Here is a 16,304-nt window from a genome sequence, read left to right as displayed (position 1 = left end):
TTCGCCCACCTCGGTGACGGAAGGCGTGCCTCAGGCGGTCGTCATGCCGCGCCGACGCGACCGTCCAGCGCCTCGCGTCGACCCTGGGCCAGGGCATCCGCGACCAGGCGCTCGACCCGATGCGCCTGACGTCGCCGTCCGGCCACGAACCCGACCACGATCAGCGCGAGCGCGACGAGCACGACGAGTTGGGGCAGCGGAAGCGCCCAGACGCTCGTCGTCCGTTGCACGGGTGCGATCGGGTTCGTGCTTCCGTCGGGCTCGATCGTCGTCGCCTCCGCCACCGACCGCACCGTGACCGGGCCGATCGGCCATACGGCGGGAACGGTGAAGCGCACCGCTCGCCGATCACCGGGGAACAGCTCGATCGGAACCCCGGCCTCGGCCCCGTCGGGCGTGATCGTCCTGCCGCCGACCTCGACCGTCGGTTCCGCCGAGAGCCGCACGTTGCCCCCGTTGACCAGCTCGGTCGAGACCACGACGCTGCCGGGTTCGAGGGGGTTCCACGAGATCCGGTATGCGCCACGCTCCGTCGTCAGGAGGGCCGGGGCCAACTCGCCGGTCACCCGGGTCATGACCCGGAACCCGACGCGGCTCTCGACCCCGACCTTCGCGCCGTCGCCGTCCGACACCGAGGTGACCGACGCCGCTACCCCGGCCGGGTGGTCTCCGGGGGTCGCGTCCGACGGCACCTCGACGGTGAACGGCACCACCGCCGTGGCTCCGGGGAGCACCGTCACGCTGTCGGCGATCGAGATCCACGTTCCTGCGCCGGTCGACGGCCGATCGGATGCGAGCATGTTGAACCGCCCTGACGCGGTGAAGTACCCGTCGGCCGCCGTGAGGGCGAACGTCACCGTCTCGGTGCCGAGATTGCGCACCGCGAGGTGCTCGGTCACCGACCGTCCCGGGTCGAGTTCGAGCTCGACCCGGGACCGGCCGTCGGGCCCCGTCGTATCCGACGGGGTCACCGACCAGGTCACCGTCGAATCCGCGCCGCCGTCCGCGACGGCCGCCGCCACGCCGTCCGCGGCCGCCGGCGCCGGCGCGAGCGCCGCCGAGAGGACCGATCCGAGGAGGAGCCCCACGGCCGCGAGCGCGACGGGCATCCGACGACGCATCCGCCCCGCCCTATTCGAAGAGCGACAGGGTGAGGGTCGCCGAGTACGCGCCCGGCTCCACCGTCGTGGGCGTGCGGAGGAACAGGTCCGCGTCAGCCGTCCATCGGCCTTCGGGGGCGATCTCCGCCGAGTCGAACGCCATCGCGAGCAACTCCTGGTCGACGAGCCCGTACGGCGACTGCGCGTCAGGAGCGTCGGCATCCATCACGGTGTCGACCACGTCGCCCTCCGAGACGAGTCCTGCGTCGCCGCCGTCGATGAGGTGGGGAGCCCACCCCAGGTGCCCGGCGGGGATCGCCGGCTGACCGGCATCCCCGGCGAAGTCGCTCGAGGTCCCGAGCACGTACCAGCCCGCCCCCTGGGGAATCTCGTCGGCGGTGCGGGTATCGGTCACCGTGACGGTGGGCAGCGTGCCGACGAACTGTCGCACGCCCGCCGTCGATCCGCTCTCGGTCAACGACGTCGAGGTGTTCGCGACCGACATCGCGAGCACTCCCGGCTCATCGATCTCGGCGATCTGCACGTCGACGGCGACGGCGTTCTCGCCGTGGTTCTCCTCGGCCGCGGCCATGCCGGCCACGCCCAGCAGCAGCACGGTTCCGGCGCCGATGGCGCAGGCTCGGCCGACGATTCGGGTGCGTCTCATGGTGGTGCTCCTCGTTTCCTTGCTTCGTCGCATCAAAGCTGATCAGTTCAGTTGCAGGTGGCGCCGCTGTACGCCGCCTCGATGGTCCGGGTCACCGGCTGCCCGCCGACCGTGGCCTGCACGGTCGCGGTCACCGTTCCGGCAGACAGCTCGGCCTGCCGCGTGGTGAAGGCGTGCACGCCGTTCTTGCCGGGCGCGACCGCCGTGATCGTCTTGCTGCCGTACTCCGTGGCGAAGGTCACGGTCACCGGAACCTCGTCGGCGTTGTTCAGCGATGCGGTCACGACGACCTTCTTGGCCACGCACCTCGTCGAGGCCGTCACGGTCACGTCGAGCGCGGGCTGCGGCGCCGCGTCCGACGTGACGATCAGCCAGCTCAACTGCACGTCGGGCCCGCGGGTCGGGCTCAGGGCGACGTCGATGCGTCCGTTCTCGCCGACCGAGACGCCGGCGTACGCGGCGGTCTGGTTCGTCGCGTCGAAGTCGTGGTCGGCCTCGACGACGACGCCGTTCACGGTGACCTTCGCGCCGCGGTCGTCCCATTGCGCCCACGGGTCGGCGTAGCCCGCGTAGACCGTGTAGGTCCCGGGCTCGAGGCCGTCGAACCGGTACGCCAGGTCGGCGCCCTCGGTCGCGTAGCGCAGGGTGCTGAACATCGTGCCGTCGTCACTGCCCGAGACCGCGTTCTGGTCGCCCAGGTACCCCCACGAGGCGTGGCTGCCCGCATCGACCGCGTACTGCTGATCGGGCCGGCTGTTCAGCAGCGGCGCCTGCTCGGCCGCCGCATCGACGAGCGTCTGCCAATCGGCGGTGCGCTGGCCCCCCGCGTTCACCGCGTACCGCACGTTCTCGGGAACGACGGTGATCCGGCGGGTGAAGGTGCGGTCGCCGAACTCGGGCAGGGTGCCGGTCGCGGTGACGACGCCGGGCAGGTCGAACGACCCGTCGAAGCTCCAGGTCACCGGCTGCGTCGTCACCTCGCCGTTCTGCGAGACCTCGACCGTCGCGTCGAATCCTTCGCCGACCTTGACCGAGGTCGGAACGCCGGAGACGTTCCATTCGGTCCACCCGTCGAGGTCCTCGAGCGTCCACTCGTCGTACACCTCCACCGCGAGCGAGTCGCCGCCCTCGCCGAGGCTGATCGGCAGCCAGACGAGCGGCGCGTTCGCGAGCGCCGAGTCGGATCCGCCGTTCCAGCGGTCGCCCATGTAGATGTACTTGCCGTGCTCGGGATCCACCGGGATCACCGAGGTCGGCTGCGTGTTCCACGAGTTGGACTGCGCCCACCACGGGAACGGGTCGCCCTGGTCGGTCCAGGCGCCCATCAGGTCGGTGGCGGTCGCCACCTTCGTCGGGTTCGGAGCCCACCCGCTCGTGCCCGAGGTCAGCAGGAAGTACCGGCCGTCGTGCTTGAACAGCGCCGGTGCCTCGCGGGACGCACCCGGGAAGATGCGGTTGTAGTCCACCCCCTGCACCGCCTCGTCGGCGGGCGTCGCGAGCGCGGTGTACTCCTCGTCGAGCTTCGAGATGTACATCGTCGCGTTGTCTTCGCTCGAGTAGATGATGTATCCGGTTCCGTCGTCGTCGACGAAGAGGTTCATGTCGCGCGCCATTCCGGGGTCGCCCCACCCGTCGGGCGAGGAGTTCAGCGCGTAGTTGTCGATGTACCGGAACGGGCCGAAGGGCGAGTCCGACACGGCGACGCCTGCGCGGGCCTTGGCGTACTGCGCGGTCGAGGTCGCCGACGGGCCGTCCATGTGCGCCCACATGACCCACTTGCCGGTCTGCTCGTTGTGGATGACCTTGGGTCGTTCGATGATCGGCGGCGTCACGCCCGCGACCGGCACGGTGCCGAGGTCGCGGTAGACGGCGTCCTTCTGCGCTTGGCTGTAGTCGCCGTAGAGCTCCTCGAAGTACGGGTCGTCGAACTGCTCCTTCGACGTGAGCGTGCGCAGCGCGAGCCCCCGGTCGGTCCAGTTGTACAGGTCGTACGAGCTGTACACGTGCACGCCCGGCGCCGAGTGGTAGCCGTTGGTGCGGTCCTCGCCGTAGAGGTAGTAGATCGTCTTCCCCTCGTCATCGGTCGAGGGGACGACCTGACCGCCGTGCGCCTGGATGATCGTGCCGCTGGTGTCGCGCCACTCCTGCCCCGGACGGAAGCTCGTGTAGGCGGGGATCGCCTCGAGCAGGTTCTCGAAGGCCGCCTTGAGCCGGTCGTATGCCGCTTCGATGGCGGCGTCGTCGTCGGATGCCTCGTCGACGAGCTGCTGTGCCGCTTCGCGCGCCGCCTCGAGCTCGTCGAGACTCGCCTCGGTGTAGTCCACCCCGTCGGATGCCTCGGACTGCGCGAGCTTCTCGGCGAGCAGCGCGGTGGTCCACTCGGCGGGTGCCTTGACGATCACGTAGTTCACCGCCGGGTCGAGGAAGGCGTTGGTGCGCCCGGCGGCGCTGTGCACCGAGACATCCAGTCGTCCGTCGTCCACTGTCACCGGGAAGGTGCGCTCGACGAGCGAGTCGCCGGCCGTGACGCTCGCGAGCACCTGGCCCTCGGCGCGCAGCTCGACCGGGCGTGCCGCCCATCCGGAGGGCATGTCGAAGCCGAACGTGAGCTCGTACTCCCCGTCGGGCAGGTCGAAGCCGTAGCCGACCTCGCGGTTCGCGAGCGTCGCCCCGCTCGGCTCCTGGTCGACCAGGATCGTGTCGGTCCTGGCGGTCGAGGTGCTCGAGTTGCCCTTGACCGGGTTGGACGTGGCGCTCGCGACGTAGCCCCAGCTCGCGCCGGTCGCCGCATCGATGCCGTACGGCTGGTCGGAGCGGGTCTGGTACAGGCCGATGCGGTCGCTCTTGGCGACGGCGTCGGTGGTGACCGCCCCGCTGTTGGCGAAGTAGAGGGTGAAGTCGCGCGCCACGAGTTCCTCGAGGGTGGCTTCGGGGAAGTCGCCGCCCGTCTCGGTCGCGGGGACGTCGAGCGTGAACTGCTGGTTCGCTCCGCCGTTCGACTGCCAGAGCCCGACGGTCGCGCCGGCCGACGTGGATTGACCCGAGACGTCGAGCACGCGCTCGCGGGCGGCGTTCAGCAGCGTGAATCGCGTGCCGTCGGTCGAGCTCGCGAGCCACTGCGCCGCGGCGTCCGTCGCGGCCTCCTCGTCGCTGACGGATCGCAGCGCGGTGCTGTTGCCGTTCGTGACTAGGGCCCGGCCGTCGGCGAGGCGGAGCACGAAGCGGTCGCGCGCCGTGCCGTCGCCCTCGGCGATGCGCGTCGCGGTCCACACCTGGGCCGCGGCGTCGTCGGTGGAACCGCCGAGCACGGTCGAGGGCGAGCCGGTCGTGGCAGTCACGGGCTTGCCGCTCTGCGCCCCGGTCAGCCGGAAGCTCTCGCCGTCGCGGAGTGCGGGTGCATCGGCGGCCGTGCCGCTCGCTCCGTCGACGACGAAGGTCGTGACCGACTTGGCGGGCACCGTGAGCAGGGCCGACTTCGTCGCCGCGTCGACCGCGACCGCGGCTCCGGCCACGAGCGCGTTCGCCGAGGGCTGGTCGGCGGGCGACTGGGTCGTCACGATCGGCGTGACGGTGGCGCCTGCGGCGATCTCGCCGAAGCGCGAGAGGTCGACGCGCACGGTGCGCGCCGAGGTCGAGGTGTTCGTGTGCACGAGCACGGCGCCGGCGCCATCGGCCTTGACCGCAGAGGTGGTGTTCGCGTCGCTCGTCGGCACGACGCGATCACCGGGCTCGATGTAGTGCGTGAAGTTGCGGAGGGTGTCGTACTTCGTGTTGGTCACGACCTTGCACGACGGGTCGGCGTCGCCGTCGGCGATGCGCCGCTCGGAGTCGCCGTCGGCGTTGCAGTCGAAGTCGATGAACACCGAGCCCCAGTTGAGCTTCTCGGTCTTCTCCATGTTGTAGAGGTCCTCGACGGGCTGCCAAAGCACCCAGGCCGACGGGTCGAGCTCGCGCAGGTCGTCGGTGACGTGCTGGGCGATCCCGAGGCCGTTCTCGATCGACGACGGGTTCCACCCGTTGCCGCCCCAGTTGCCCTCGACCTCGCTCATCCAGAGCGGCTTGTCGGCGGCCTTGGCGATGTCCCGCACCCGGAGTCGGTCGCCGGTGCCGTAGGTGTGCACGTTGAGCTGGTCGACGGCGGCCTTGGCCTCGGGCGTCCAGTCCTCCCAGTCGGTCACGAACCGGCCCGGGTTGGTCTCGTCGGGACCGGAGACGGATGCCTCGGTGGTGGTGTCGCCCTCGGCGAGTTCGGCCGCGAGTGCGGTGAGCACCTGCGCCTGCATGGCCGGCCCGACGTGCGCACCCTCCTGACGGCCTCCGATCGGCTTGCCCGCACCGTCGAGCGTCGTGCCCCAGTAGTTCGTGTTGGGCTCGTTCAGCGGGTCGATGGTGTCGAAGCTGATGCCCGTCGTGTCCTCGACGTGCTGCGCGACGGTCTTCAGGTAGGTGGCGAACTTCCCGATCGCCCCGGGCTTGATCTGCTCGGCGTTCGCGTCGAATCCGCCCGAGACGTAGCCGCTCTCGGTCATGAAGTAGGGCGGCGAGTTGCTGAACGCCTCCCACTTCGTGACGCGGTCCTTGATCTCGTCCACCCACGCGAGCTGCGTGGCGTCGGCGGTGAAGTCGTAGTCGGATGCCTCGTCGCCGGTCCATGCGGCGAGGTAGCGGTCGCGGTCCGCGTACGTGCTCGGGATCGCGCCCTGGTCGTCGGTCAGCGGTGCATCGGCGTTCCACCAGCCGTCGACCGCTCCACCCGCGCGCAGGTAGTCGGCGACGTCGCTCGCGTTGCCGCCGCCGATGTTGTAGCGGGCGATGTTGAGGTTGAGCCCGTCGTCGCCGAAGAGCTGGTCGATGAGCTCGGTCCGGAGCTCTGCCGGGTAGTCGCCCGTGGCGTTCGCCATCCAGACGAGGCTGGTGCCCCAGCCGTCGAACGCGGGGCCGGTGACCGCCGGGTTCGGGGTGAGCACCGCGTCGGGTTCGGCCGCGGCAGCGGGGAACGCGGTGAGTTGCACGGATCCGACGAGTGCTGTGGCGGCGATGGCGACTGCCACCCCGCGACGCGCGCGTGAGGTCAAATGGGACACCGTTGTCTCTTTCGATCAGGAATGTTGACGTCAACATTCAGATGTTGACGTCAACATATCGGAGATAGACCCGCCGTGTCGAGCGATTTTCAGGATGTCGCTGTAGGTAAACGTTGTACCCCGCGGACCGCGGGCCTCGGAGCGCTGACCGCGCGAGGCCGCCGGCCGCGGACCACGCGGAGACGGCCGGACTCCCGCCGGGCTGCTCCACGGCGGGGATTCAGGTCACTTCGAGCGCGGGATTCAGGTCACTCCGCGGAGAGAGTCAGGTCGCTGCGGGGCGGATTCCGGGGCAGGAATCAGGTCACTCCGGGGCGGACTCCTCGGTCGGCGCCGGCGTCGGCGTCGTGTCGGCCGGCGGGCCGAACAGCGTCCACACCCCCGAGTCGCACTCGTAGAACGAGGTCGTCTCGGTGTCGACGTACACGTCGCCGTCGGCGGCGCACGTCGTCGGATCGGGTTCGCCGACGCCGAGCAGCACCTGGGTGCCCGGCGCACCCGGCGCGCCGGTCTCGCCCGTGGCGCCGGTCTCGCCGGTCGCCCCGGTTGCTCCCGTCTCACCGGTGGCACCGGTCTCACCCGTCGCGCCGGTCGCGCCGGTGAGGTTCTCCGCGGCAGAGGTGCGGATGTTGCCCACGAGCTCCCACGCGCCGTCCTGGAAGTAGTGCACGTCGGAGGTCTCGAGGTCGATGTAGACGTCGCCCTCGTGGCCCTTGCCCTCCTCGGGCGCTCCGGTTCCGGCCCGCACGGCCGACCCAGCGGGCAGGATCTCGTCGAGGGCCTCCTCGTACGCCGCCTCGTCGACCACCTCGGGCGTCGGGGTCGGCGAGGCCACCGCTTCGGTTTCTGCGGACCCTGCCAGCCACGAGCCGAGGAACGCCGCCACGAACGAGAGCACGACCACGGCGACGCCGACCCAGATGAGGGTCGCGGCGGTCACCCCGGCGGGCTGGCGCCCGGAGTCCGCGCCGACGGGCGCGGTGCCGGTTCCGGCCGGCGTGGTTCCCGCCGGCGCCGGTTGCACGGGCGGCGCCGTGGGTTGCTCGGGCGGCGTCGGCTGCTCGGAAGGCGTCTGCTGCGGGTTGCCGTCGTCGACCATGTCGTGCCCTCCACATCTCGCCCCTGACCTCAGCCGCGCATCGTCGGCGTCGAAGGCGTGTCGCGCTCATGCTAACGGCGAGCCCCGGCGCAGAACAGGCCCGCTTCCGGGTGGGTGCGCCCACCCGGGAAGCGGGCCCGGTCAACAGGTGGCTCAGGCGACCGCGGCGCGCCCGCCGGGTCCGACGTACTTCGACGAGCCGAGCCCGATGATCAGGTACCCGATCAACGAGAAGAGCCACAGCAGGAAGAAGCTGAACGCACCGCCCTTGCCGAATGCGGCCCCGACCCGGAACGCCACGAAGATCGAGAAGACGATGTTCACGATCGGGATCAGGTAGAGCAGCACCGTCGCGCCGTGGTACCCGGCGATCTTGACGAGCACGTAGGCGTTGTAGATCGGCACGATCGCCGCCCAGCCGGGGTAGTCGGTCTTCGCGAAGACGAGCCAGAGGGCGATCGCCCAGATCACGTAGCCGACCAGGCTCCCCCAGATCGACCCGGAGTAGTCCTGCGTGGCGACCAGGTCGTCGCTCGCGGCGAGCAGCGTCGAGAATTCCATCGTGCACCGCCTCTGCATCGTGGTGCCGGGCACCCTGCCCCTCGGGAGCCTAGCGAGCGTCCGAGCGCCCACGCCCCCGGCACGCGGAACGGGCCCGCGTCAGCACGACGCGGGCCCGTTCGACTTCGGGTGACGGATGCCTCAGACGGCCGTCGGCTCGTCGGACGGCTCGGCTTCGGGCGTGCCGGACTCGTCATCGGCCTCGATCGTCTCGTCGGCTTCCTCGAGCACGTCGGGGACGTCGGCGGTGTCGGGCTGCTCCGCCGCGGCGGTGGGAGCGGCCTTCGGGGCGTGGTCCTCGGGGAACGCCTCGTCGCCGAACGCGAGGAACTCGAAGTCGACGTCGATCTCGGCGCGGTCGAGCAGCTCCGTCATGCGGCGCTGGCGGTTGCGCGGGATCAGGGTGACGACGCGACCCTCCTTGCCCGCCCGGCCGGTACGGCCGGCGCGGTGCAGGTAGGTCTTGTACTCGTCGGGCGCGTCGGCCTGGATCACGAGGTCGATGTCGTCGACGTGAATACCGCGTGCCGCGACATCCGTCGCCACGAGCACGTCGACCCGGCCCGAGGTGAGCTGCTGCAGGTTGCGCGTGCGACGCGACTGGTTGAGGTCGCCGTGCAGCGCCACGGCACGGATGCCGTAGTCCTCGAGGTGGTCGGTCAGGTCCTCGGCGAACGCGCGCGTGCGGCTGAAGACGAGGGTCTTGCCCTTGCGGTTCGCGAGCTGGGCGACGATGTCGCGCTTCTCGCGGTTCTCGATCACGAACACGCGGTGCTCGATGGTCGACGATGCCTGGTCTTCGCCGGCGACCTCGTGCACGGCCGGGTCGACGAGGAACTCGTCGACGAGCGCGGCCACGCCGGTGTCGAGGGTCGCCGAGAAGAGGAGCTTCTGGCTGCCCTCGGCCGTACGGCGGAGGATGCGCTGCACGGGCTCGAGGAACCCGAGGTCGCACATGTGGTCGGCCTCGTCGAGCACCGTGACGGCGATCTGGCTGAGGTCGAGGCGACCCTGCTCGATGAGGTCCTCGATGCGGCCGGGGGTGCCGATGACGATGTCGACGCCGCGCTGGAGCGCACCGACCTGGCGGCCCTGGGGCACGCCGCCGTAGATCTGGGTCGTGAAGAGGCCCACGCTCTGCGCGATCGGCTGCACGGTGCGGTCGATCTGCAGCGCGAGCTCGCGCGTCGGGGCGAGGATCAGGGCGCGGGGGGCACGGCCCATCTGGCGCTTGCCGCCGGCCTTGCCCGACTCGGCCCAGAGCTTCATGAGGCGCTCGACCGTGGGTGCGCCGAAGGCGATGGTCTTGCCCGAGCCGGTCTTGCCGCGGCCGAGCACGTCGCGACCCTCGAGCACGACGGGGATCGTCGCGGCCTGGATCGGGAACGGCGACGCGGCGCCGAGGTCGGCGAGGGCACGCACGACGTTGTTGCCGAGGCCGAGGTCGGCGAAGCTCACGCCGTCGACGTCGCCGGCCTGGATCGCCTCGGCCTCGAGGCGCTCGAGCACGACGTCGTCGTTCGGGGTGAAGCGACTGCCGGCGTCCTTGGCCGGGTAGAAGCTCGACGGGCGACGCTCGGAGTCCTGGAACCCGGGGCGGTCGAAGTCGCGGCGGGCCGGGCGGTCGTTGCGGTCGAACGAACGGGGCGCGCGGTCGCTGCGGTCGAACTCGCGACGCGGCGCACGCTCGTCACGGTCGAACGAACGAGCGGGGCGGTCGTTGCGGTCGAACTCGCGACGCGGCGCACGCTCGTCACGATCGTACGAACGCACGGGGCGGTCGTTCCGGTCGAACCCGCGACGCGGCGCACGCTCGTCACGGTCGAACGAACGAGCGGGTCGGTCGTTGCGGTCGAACGAACGAGCCGGGCGGTCGTTCCGGTCGAACCCGCGACGCGGCGCACGCTCGTCACGGTCGTACGAACGCGCCGGACGGTCGTTGCGGTCGAACGAACGAGCCGGGCGGTCGTTCCGGTCGAAGTCACGACGCGGTGCACGCTCGTCACGGTCGTACGAGCGCGCCGGACGGTCGTTGCGGTCGAACGAGCGCGGCGCACGGTCGCTGCGGTCGAAGTCACGACGCGGTGCACGCTCGTCACGGTCGTACGAGCGCGCGGGGCGGTCGTTCCGGTCGAACGAGCGCGGCGCACGCTCCTCGCGGTAGTGGCGGGCACCGCGGTCGCCCTCGCGGGGCGCGCGGTCGGAGCGGCCGTCGCGCGTGGAGCGGTCGGCGCGGCCGTCGCGGTCGGCGCGGTGCGGCGTGCGGCCGGCGGCGACGCGCTCGTCGCGCGACCAGCGGTCCTTCGCGCGGGGGGCGTCGGGCTCCTCGGGGCGGTAGCCGCGGTGGCCGGCGCTGCGGGAGCCGGGCTTGGCGCCGCCGGCGCGCGCCGGGCGGCCCTTGCCGCCGCCGGCGTACGAGGGATCGAAGTTCTTGGCCGGGCGTCCGCCGGCGGGCTTCTTGTTCTTGGGCATGGAGATGCTTTCTGGGTTACTCGAAGTACATGGCAGCATGGCCGCGCGCACGGGGCGCGAAGCATGACTGAGAACCCGGAACATCGTCGACCGGGGCCGTTCACATACGGTGACTATTCGCGACCTGATGACGCGAAACCGGCCCTTTGGACTCACAAACCCATCCGCACGACATGTGCGGTGTCCAGAACCGACTTCAGAAGCTTAGCGGATGCCGCTGGGAAACCGCCGTGCACCAGCCGTTCCGTCGCCGATCCCGAGGCGCGCTCGTGTTCGATTCGGCCGCAGGGCGAGTCGGGAGTAGCATCACTGCACCCCTGACCGGAGCCCGCCGTGACCTCGACCCGAACCGCAGGCGGTCGCCCTCGAGCACGTCGACTCGGCGCCGCCGCCCTCGCCGCCCTCGTGGCGGTCGTCGGCGTGGCCGCTCTCTCGGGCTTCCATCGCGAGCTGCGCGAGATCGATCCGAGCGGGGCGGATGCCGCGAGCGAGCTCTCGGGCACGGTCGCCCAGGTCGGCATCCGCACGTTCCACGCACCCGACGGCATCCGCATCGACGAGGACCTCGAGTACGGCGTACAGGACGACGGCACGCTGCTGACGCTCGACGTCTGCCGTCCGTCGCAGACCGCGGCCGTGCTCGCCGCCGACGACGCCGGGCTGCTGCCCGCCGTCGTGTCGATCCACGGCGGCAGCTGGGCGCGCGGCGACAAGGCGAACGCCGACTGGCGCAACGTCTGCGCGTGGCTCGCGAGCGAGGGCTTCGTCGCGGCATCCGTGAACTACCGCCTGGTGCCCGACGTGCGATTCCCCGCGGCCATCGACGACGTCTCGCTCGCGGTGTCGTGGCTCCGAGAGCCCGAGCAGCTCGCCCGCTTCGGCATCGACCCCGCCCGCATCGGGGCCTTCGGCGGGTCCGCGGGCGGCAACCTGGCCGCCCTGCTCGGCGCCCGCGGCGAGGGCGCACTCGACTCGGGCGCGCGCGTCGCCGCGGTCGCCGAGATCTCCGGGCCCGTCGGCCTCGGTTCTGCAGAGCTCACCGCCGACGGCGCCTCGCCTTGGCTGCGCGGCATCGTGGCGGAGTACCTCGGTTGCGAGCCCGACGCCGACGCCGACGCGTGCCCCCAGGCGACGGATGCCTCGCCCGCGACCTTCGCCGACCCGAGCGACCCGCCGTTCCTCGTCGTGCACGCCGAGTCCGAGGTCGTGCCGCTCGCACAGTCGCGCCGGTTCGCGGCCGACCTCGCCTCGGCGGGCGTGCCGGTCGAGCTCGCGGTGAGCGCGGGCGCCGAGCACTCGATCGGCATCCTCGACGAGGCCATGCGGGCCCGCGTGGGCGCCTTCCTGCACGAGCACCTGGGCTGAGGCCGGGGCCATGCGCGGGTACGCCCGACATGCCATCATCGAGGAGTCCGCCGTCCGGCCGTCGACGGCTGCAGGAGGGCGCTGATGACGCACGACGATTCCCCGGTGAAGGTCTCGAGGCACGAGTGGCGCGTCGTCATGGTTCGCACGTGGCACGAGTTCCGCATCAACCAGGGCGCCGACATCGCCGCCGCGCTCACCTACTACGCGGTGCTGGCGCTGTTCCCCGCCGCGCTCGCGGGGCTCGCCGTGCTCGGCCTCTTCGGCACGGCCGAAGACGTCGCCCGTGAGGTGCTCCGCACGCTCGCCGATCTCGGCGGCGACACGTTCGCCACGGCGCTGAAGGAGCCGGTCGACCAGCTGCTCGGAGCCTCGCACCAGTGGACGGCGATCGTCGTCGGCGCGGTCGGCGCGCTGTGGTCGACCTCCGGGTTCCTCGGCGTCTTCGGCAGGGGCATGAACCGCATCCTCCACGTGCAGGAGGGTCGCCCGTTCTGGGAGTCGCGGCCGCGCATGGTCCTCGCCGCGGCCGTGGTGCTCGCACTCGGCGCGACGGTCGGCCTCCTCGTGCTGCTGAGCGGCCCGGTCGCCGACGGCGTCGCGCGCACGCTGGGGCTCGACGAGGGCGTCGTGTTCTGGTGGGACCTCGCGAAGGTGCCGGTCGCGCTCGTGCTGCTGGCCGCGACCATCGGGCTGCTGTACTGGGCCACGCCGAACGTGAAGCGCCGCAACCTGCGGTGGTTCAGCGTCGGGGCCGTGGCCGCCGTGCTGGCCTGGGTCGTCACCACCGTGCTCTTCGGCATCTACGTGTTCGGGTTCGACACGTATGAGCGCAACTACGGCGTGCTGGGCGGAGCGGTGGCCTTCCTGCTCTGGGGGTGGCTGTCGAACCTCGCGATCGTCTTCGGCGCGGTGCTCGACACCGAGATGGAACGCGTCAGGCAGCTCCGGGCCGGCATCCCCGCCGAGGAGCACCTGCACCTGCCGCTGCGCGACGACCGTATGATCCGCAAGAACCGCGCTGAGCGCGAGGCCGACATGCGCGCCTCGGCCGCGCTCCGGGCCCCGGTCGACGTCGAGCCGTTCGTCTGAGGCGCCCGCGTCAGGGAGCCGGAAGCTCGAGCACCGACGCGCGCAGGTGGTCGAGCGATCGGGCCACGGCACCGAGCGCGACCGCACGGGTGTCGAGCGACGAGCGCTCGACCCGCGGCGTCGACAGCGCCAGCGACGAGAGCGCCCGACGCAACGGCACGAGGAACGCATCGCCGGCGAGCGCGGCCTCACCCGAGATCACGACGATCTCCGGATCGACCGTGAGCGCGAGCGCCGCGACGCCCTCGGCGAGGTCCCTGGCGAAGACCGCGACCGCGCCGACCGCTTCGGGGTCGCCGCCGGCGGCGCGTTCGAAGATCTCCTCGATCGGGATGCGCGGCTCGAACGAGTCGGTGAGGCGCAGGGGCGCCGAGGCCCAGTCGACCGAGTCGAGGCCGCCGATCTCGCCCGCCGCTCCGTTCGCGCCCCTCGTGAGGCGGCCGTTGACGATGAGGCCCGCGCCGATCTGCCGGCCGGCGAGCAGGAAGATCGCGTGCTCGGCGCCGGCGAGGCGCCCCCACTCGGCCTCGGCGAGCGTCGCGAGCTTCACGTCGTTGTCGAAGTACGTCGCCTCCGACGGGAACGAGGTCGTGATGAGCGAGGGGATGTCGGCCCTGAGCCACCCGGGCACGACCACGGAGTACGCGATCGCGCCGTCGGGGCCGACGACCGCGGGCACGCCGACGGTGGTCGCGAGCAGCGGACGCTCGGGCACGGCGGCGATCGCCCGATCGACGACCGCGCGGATCACGGCCCACGCGGTCGCCGCATCGCCGTGGTCGTCGTAGCGTTCCTGCTCGGAGTGGAGCACCGCCCCGCAGAGGTCGGCGATGAGGCACGTCACCGCATGCGGGCCGACGTCGACGCCCATGAGCAGTCCGGCATCGGCGTTGAACCGGTAGCGTCGCGCACGCCGTCCGACCCGGTTGGGCGAGGCCTCGGGCTCGAGGTCCTCGACCCATCCCAGGCCGGCGAGCTCGGCGAGCGCCGCCTCGACGGTCGGCCGGGTCAGGCGCACGGCGGCGGCGAGCTCGGCCACCGTCATCGGCACGGTTCGGCCGTGCAGCGCCCCGAGCACCTGACGCGCGTTCATGCTGCGCAGGTCTGCGCCGCCGCTGCCGGGTGTGCGGCTCATGCGGGTGCTCCTCTCGGACCGGTCCCCGGGCGGGGCGCGGATGCCTCCATCTTCGCGTGCGGGCCGCTCAGGCGCTCGGAAGTCCGGCCAGGAGCGCGGCGACGTGTCGGCTCCGTTCGGCGCGCGTCTCCGGTCGACCGGGAATGCCGGGCCGTCGCTGCCACGGCTGGGGTCCGGTGGTGCGGCGGTACTCGACGCCCAGGGCGTCCAGTCGACGGAGGTGTCGTTCGAGCCGGTCGACGAACTCGGCCTCGTCTCCGCCGGGGCCCGACCAGAGCACCTCCGCGATCGCGCTGAGCCGGGGGAACGCGAAGAAGTCGACCGTCCGCGCCGAGTCCATGTACTCCGTCCAGATGTTGGCCTGCCCGCCGATCACGTGGCCCGCCGCCTCCTCGTCGAGCCCTGGCGGCACGGGGTCGAACCGGTAGGCGTCGAGCACCGTGACCGGGATCGACACCGGGATCGGCTCGTCCGCGGCATCCGACTGCCGGTAGTCGAGGTAGACCACGTCGTCGGGGCATGCGACCACGTCGTAGCCGAGTCGGGCCGCGATGGCCGCGGCCGCCGCCCCGCGCCACGAGGCGACGACGGCGTCGCCGACGAGGTCGCCCTCGAGCAGTTCCTCCCACCCGAACACCCGACGTCCGCGCCGGGCGAGGTGCGCCGCGATGCGGCCGATGAACCACGACTGCACGGAGGCCTCGTCGGCCAGTCCGACTTCGCGCATGCGCTCCTGCACGCGCGGGCTCTCGCGCCACTGGACGCGCGGGCATTCGTCGCCGCCGACCCCGAGGATCGTGCTCGGGAAGACGTCCATGACCTCGTCGAACACGTCGAGGAAGAACTGCACCGTCGATTCCTCGGCGTTCAGCACGTTCTCGTCGATGCCCCAGCGGGGCCACACGTCGAGCGGCCCCGGCTCCACGTCGCGCACGCCGAGCTCGGGGTACGCCGCGAGCGCCGCCTGCACGTGCCCGGGCGATTCGATCTCGGGCACGATCGTCACGAACCGCTCCGCCGCGTAGGCGACGAGCTCGCGCAGGTCGTCCTGCGTGTAGAAGCCGCCGTGCGGCCGCCCGTCGCCCGGGCCGTCGGGGTCGGCGCCCACCTGGCTCTCGTGCCGCCACGCCCCGACCTCGGTGAGGCGCGGGTACTTGTTGATCTGCATGCGCCAGCCCTGGTCGTCGGTCAGGTGCAGGTGCAGCACGTTGAGCTTGTGCACGGCCATCAGGTCGATGAACCGCATGACGTCGCGCTTCGGCATGAAGTGCCGCACGACGTCGAGCATGGTGCCGCGCCAGCCGAACCGGGGCGCGTCCGCGATCTCGACGGCCGGCAGGGTCCACGCCGCGCGGCCCACCCGGGCGCGGCGGTGGATCTCGGGCGGAAACGACTGCAGCAGGGTCGTCGCACCGCGGAAGACGCCGGCGGGGCCGCCGCCTACGACGTCGATGCGGTCGCGCCCGACGCGCACCCGATACGCCTCCTCGGCCAGCGCCGCGTCGAGCGCGAGGCGGATGCCGCCGGAGGCGGTGGCATCCGTCGCCTCATCGATCTCGACGACCGGCATCGGCAGCCCGGTCGCCGGGCGCACCTCGGCGGCCAGCCACTCGGCGACGCCTCGGAGCGCGGTCGGGACGGCGATCGATGTCGACCGATCGAGCACGAAGGGCTCTGCGTCGTCGTGTCGTTCGGGTGCCGAGACGTGCTGCGGACGGGGGAGGAACAT

At 71.7% G+C, this 16,304-nt stretch carries 10 protein-coding genes; 2 read left to right on the top strand and 8 right to left on the bottom strand.

The features are described from left to right. Positions 1-41: 41 nt before the first annotated feature. From ACFVS8_RS13110 to ACFVS8_RS13085, 6 genes are all read right to left on the bottom strand, one after another. Positions 42-1,109 (bottom strand): hypothetical protein, encoded by a 1,068-nt coding sequence (locus tag ACFVS8_RS13110; protein ID WP_387062800.1) that lies wholly within the window; start codon positions 1,107-1,109, stop codon positions 42-44. Between the two features lie 22 nt (positions 1,110-1,131). Beyond that, complete coding sequence (locus ACFVS8_RS13105) at positions 1,132-1,767, bottom strand: hypothetical protein (protein ID WP_387062797.1); 636 nt, start codon at positions 1,765-1,767, stop codon at positions 1,132-1,134. A gap of 47 nt (positions 1,768-1,814) precedes the next feature. Then, complete coding sequence (locus ACFVS8_RS13100) at positions 1,815-6,818, bottom strand: family 43 glycosylhydrolase (RefSeq protein ID WP_387062794.1); 5,004 nt, start codon at positions 6,816-6,818, stop codon at positions 1,815-1,817. A 337-nt stretch (positions 6,819-7,155) separates the two neighbouring features. Beyond that, positions 7,156-7,950, bottom strand: coding sequence for a hypothetical protein (locus tag ACFVS8_RS13095; RefSeq protein WP_387062791.1), 795 nt, complete (start codon positions 7,948-7,950; stop codon positions 7,156-7,158). A 153-nt stretch (positions 7,951-8,103) separates the two neighbouring features. Then, entirely contained in the window at positions 8,104-8,511 is a 408-nt protein-coding gene (locus ACFVS8_RS13090) for a DUF5684 domain-containing protein (RefSeq protein WP_387062788.1), read from the bottom strand. A 141-nt stretch (positions 8,512-8,652) separates the two neighbouring features. Further along, the gene (locus ACFVS8_RS13085) at positions 8,653-10,983 is read right to left on the bottom strand and encodes a DEAD/DEAH box helicase (RefSeq protein WP_387062785.1); all 2,331 of its coding nucleotides are present in this window, start codon (positions 10,981-10,983) and stop codon (positions 8,653-8,655) included. A 333-nt stretch (positions 10,984-11,316) separates the two neighbouring features. Between ACFVS8_RS13085 and ACFVS8_RS13080 the strand changes: the two genes are divergently transcribed. Then, entirely contained in the window at positions 11,317-12,348 is a 1,032-nt protein-coding gene (locus tag ACFVS8_RS13080) for an alpha/beta hydrolase (protein ID WP_387062783.1), read from the top strand. A gap of 84 nt (positions 12,349-12,432) precedes the next feature. Next, positions 12,433-13,440: a YihY/virulence factor BrkB family protein gene (locus ACFVS8_RS13075; RefSeq protein WP_387062780.1), complete on the top strand. Its 1,008-nt coding sequence runs from the start codon at positions 12,433-12,435 to the stop codon at positions 13,438-13,440. 10 nt (positions 13,441-13,450) lie between these two features. On the opposite strand, the gene ACFVS8_RS13070 is transcribed toward ACFVS8_RS13075, so the two are convergent. Together ACFVS8_RS13070 and ACFVS8_RS13065 are read right to left on the bottom strand one after the other, a co-directional pair. After that, positions 13,451-14,575, bottom strand: a complete 1,125-nt coding sequence (locus ACFVS8_RS13070; RefSeq protein ID WP_387062777.1) for an ROK family transcriptional regulator — start codon at positions 14,573-14,575, stop codon at positions 13,451-13,453. A gap of 67 nt (positions 14,576-14,642) precedes the next feature. Then, positions 14,643-16,304 carry a beta-N-acetylhexosaminidase gene (locus ACFVS8_RS13065; protein ID WP_387062774.1) on the bottom strand — a complete coding sequence of 554 codons (1,662 nt, stop codon included), beginning with the start codon at positions 16,302-16,304 and terminating at the stop codon, positions 14,643-14,645.

Origin of the sequence: Agromyces sp. NPDC058110 (genome assembly GCF_042884735.1) — a bacterium.
In the GTDB taxonomy this organism is placed as follows: Bacteria; Actinomycetota; Actinomycetes; order Actinomycetales; family Microbacteriaceae; genus Agromyces.
The sequence above is the reverse complement of the archived record's forward strand: the minus strand, read 5'-3'. Positions and strand labels throughout refer to the sequence as shown.

What these genes read in the sequence shown, in the direction of transcription:
- ACFVS8_RS13070 (WP_387062777.1), bottom strand. Translation starts at nt 14,575, where the DNA reads ATGAGCCGCACACCCGGCAGCGGCGGCGCAGACCTGCGCAGCATGAAC.
- ACFVS8_RS13085 (WP_387062785.1), bottom strand. Translation starts at nt 10,983, where the DNA reads ATGCCCAAGAACAAGAAGCCCGCCGGCGGACGCCCGGCCAAGAACTTC.
- ACFVS8_RS13110 (WP_387062800.1), bottom strand. Translation starts at nt 1,109, where the DNA reads ATGCCCGTCGCGCTCGCGGCCGTGGGGCTCCTCCTCGGATCGGTCCTC.
- ACFVS8_RS13095 (WP_387062791.1), bottom strand. Translation starts at nt 7,950, where the DNA reads ATGGTCGACGACGGCAACCCGCAGCAGACGCCTTCCGAGCAGCCGACG.
- ACFVS8_RS13105 (WP_387062797.1), bottom strand. Translation starts at nt 1,767, where the DNA reads ATGAGACGCACCCGAATCGTCGGCCGAGCCTGCGCCATCGGCGCCGGA.
- ACFVS8_RS13065 (WP_387062774.1), bottom strand. Translation starts at nt 16,304, where the DNA reads ATGTTCCTCCCCCGTCCGCAGCACGTCTCGGCACCCGAACGACACGAC.
- ACFVS8_RS13075 (WP_387062780.1), top strand. Translation starts at nt 12,433, where the DNA reads ATGACGCACGACGATTCCCCGGTGAAGGTCTCGAGGCACGAGTGGCGC.
- ACFVS8_RS13090 (WP_387062788.1), bottom strand. Translation starts at nt 8,511, where the DNA reads ATGGAATTCTCGACGCTGCTCGCCGCGAGCGACGACCTGGTCGCCACG.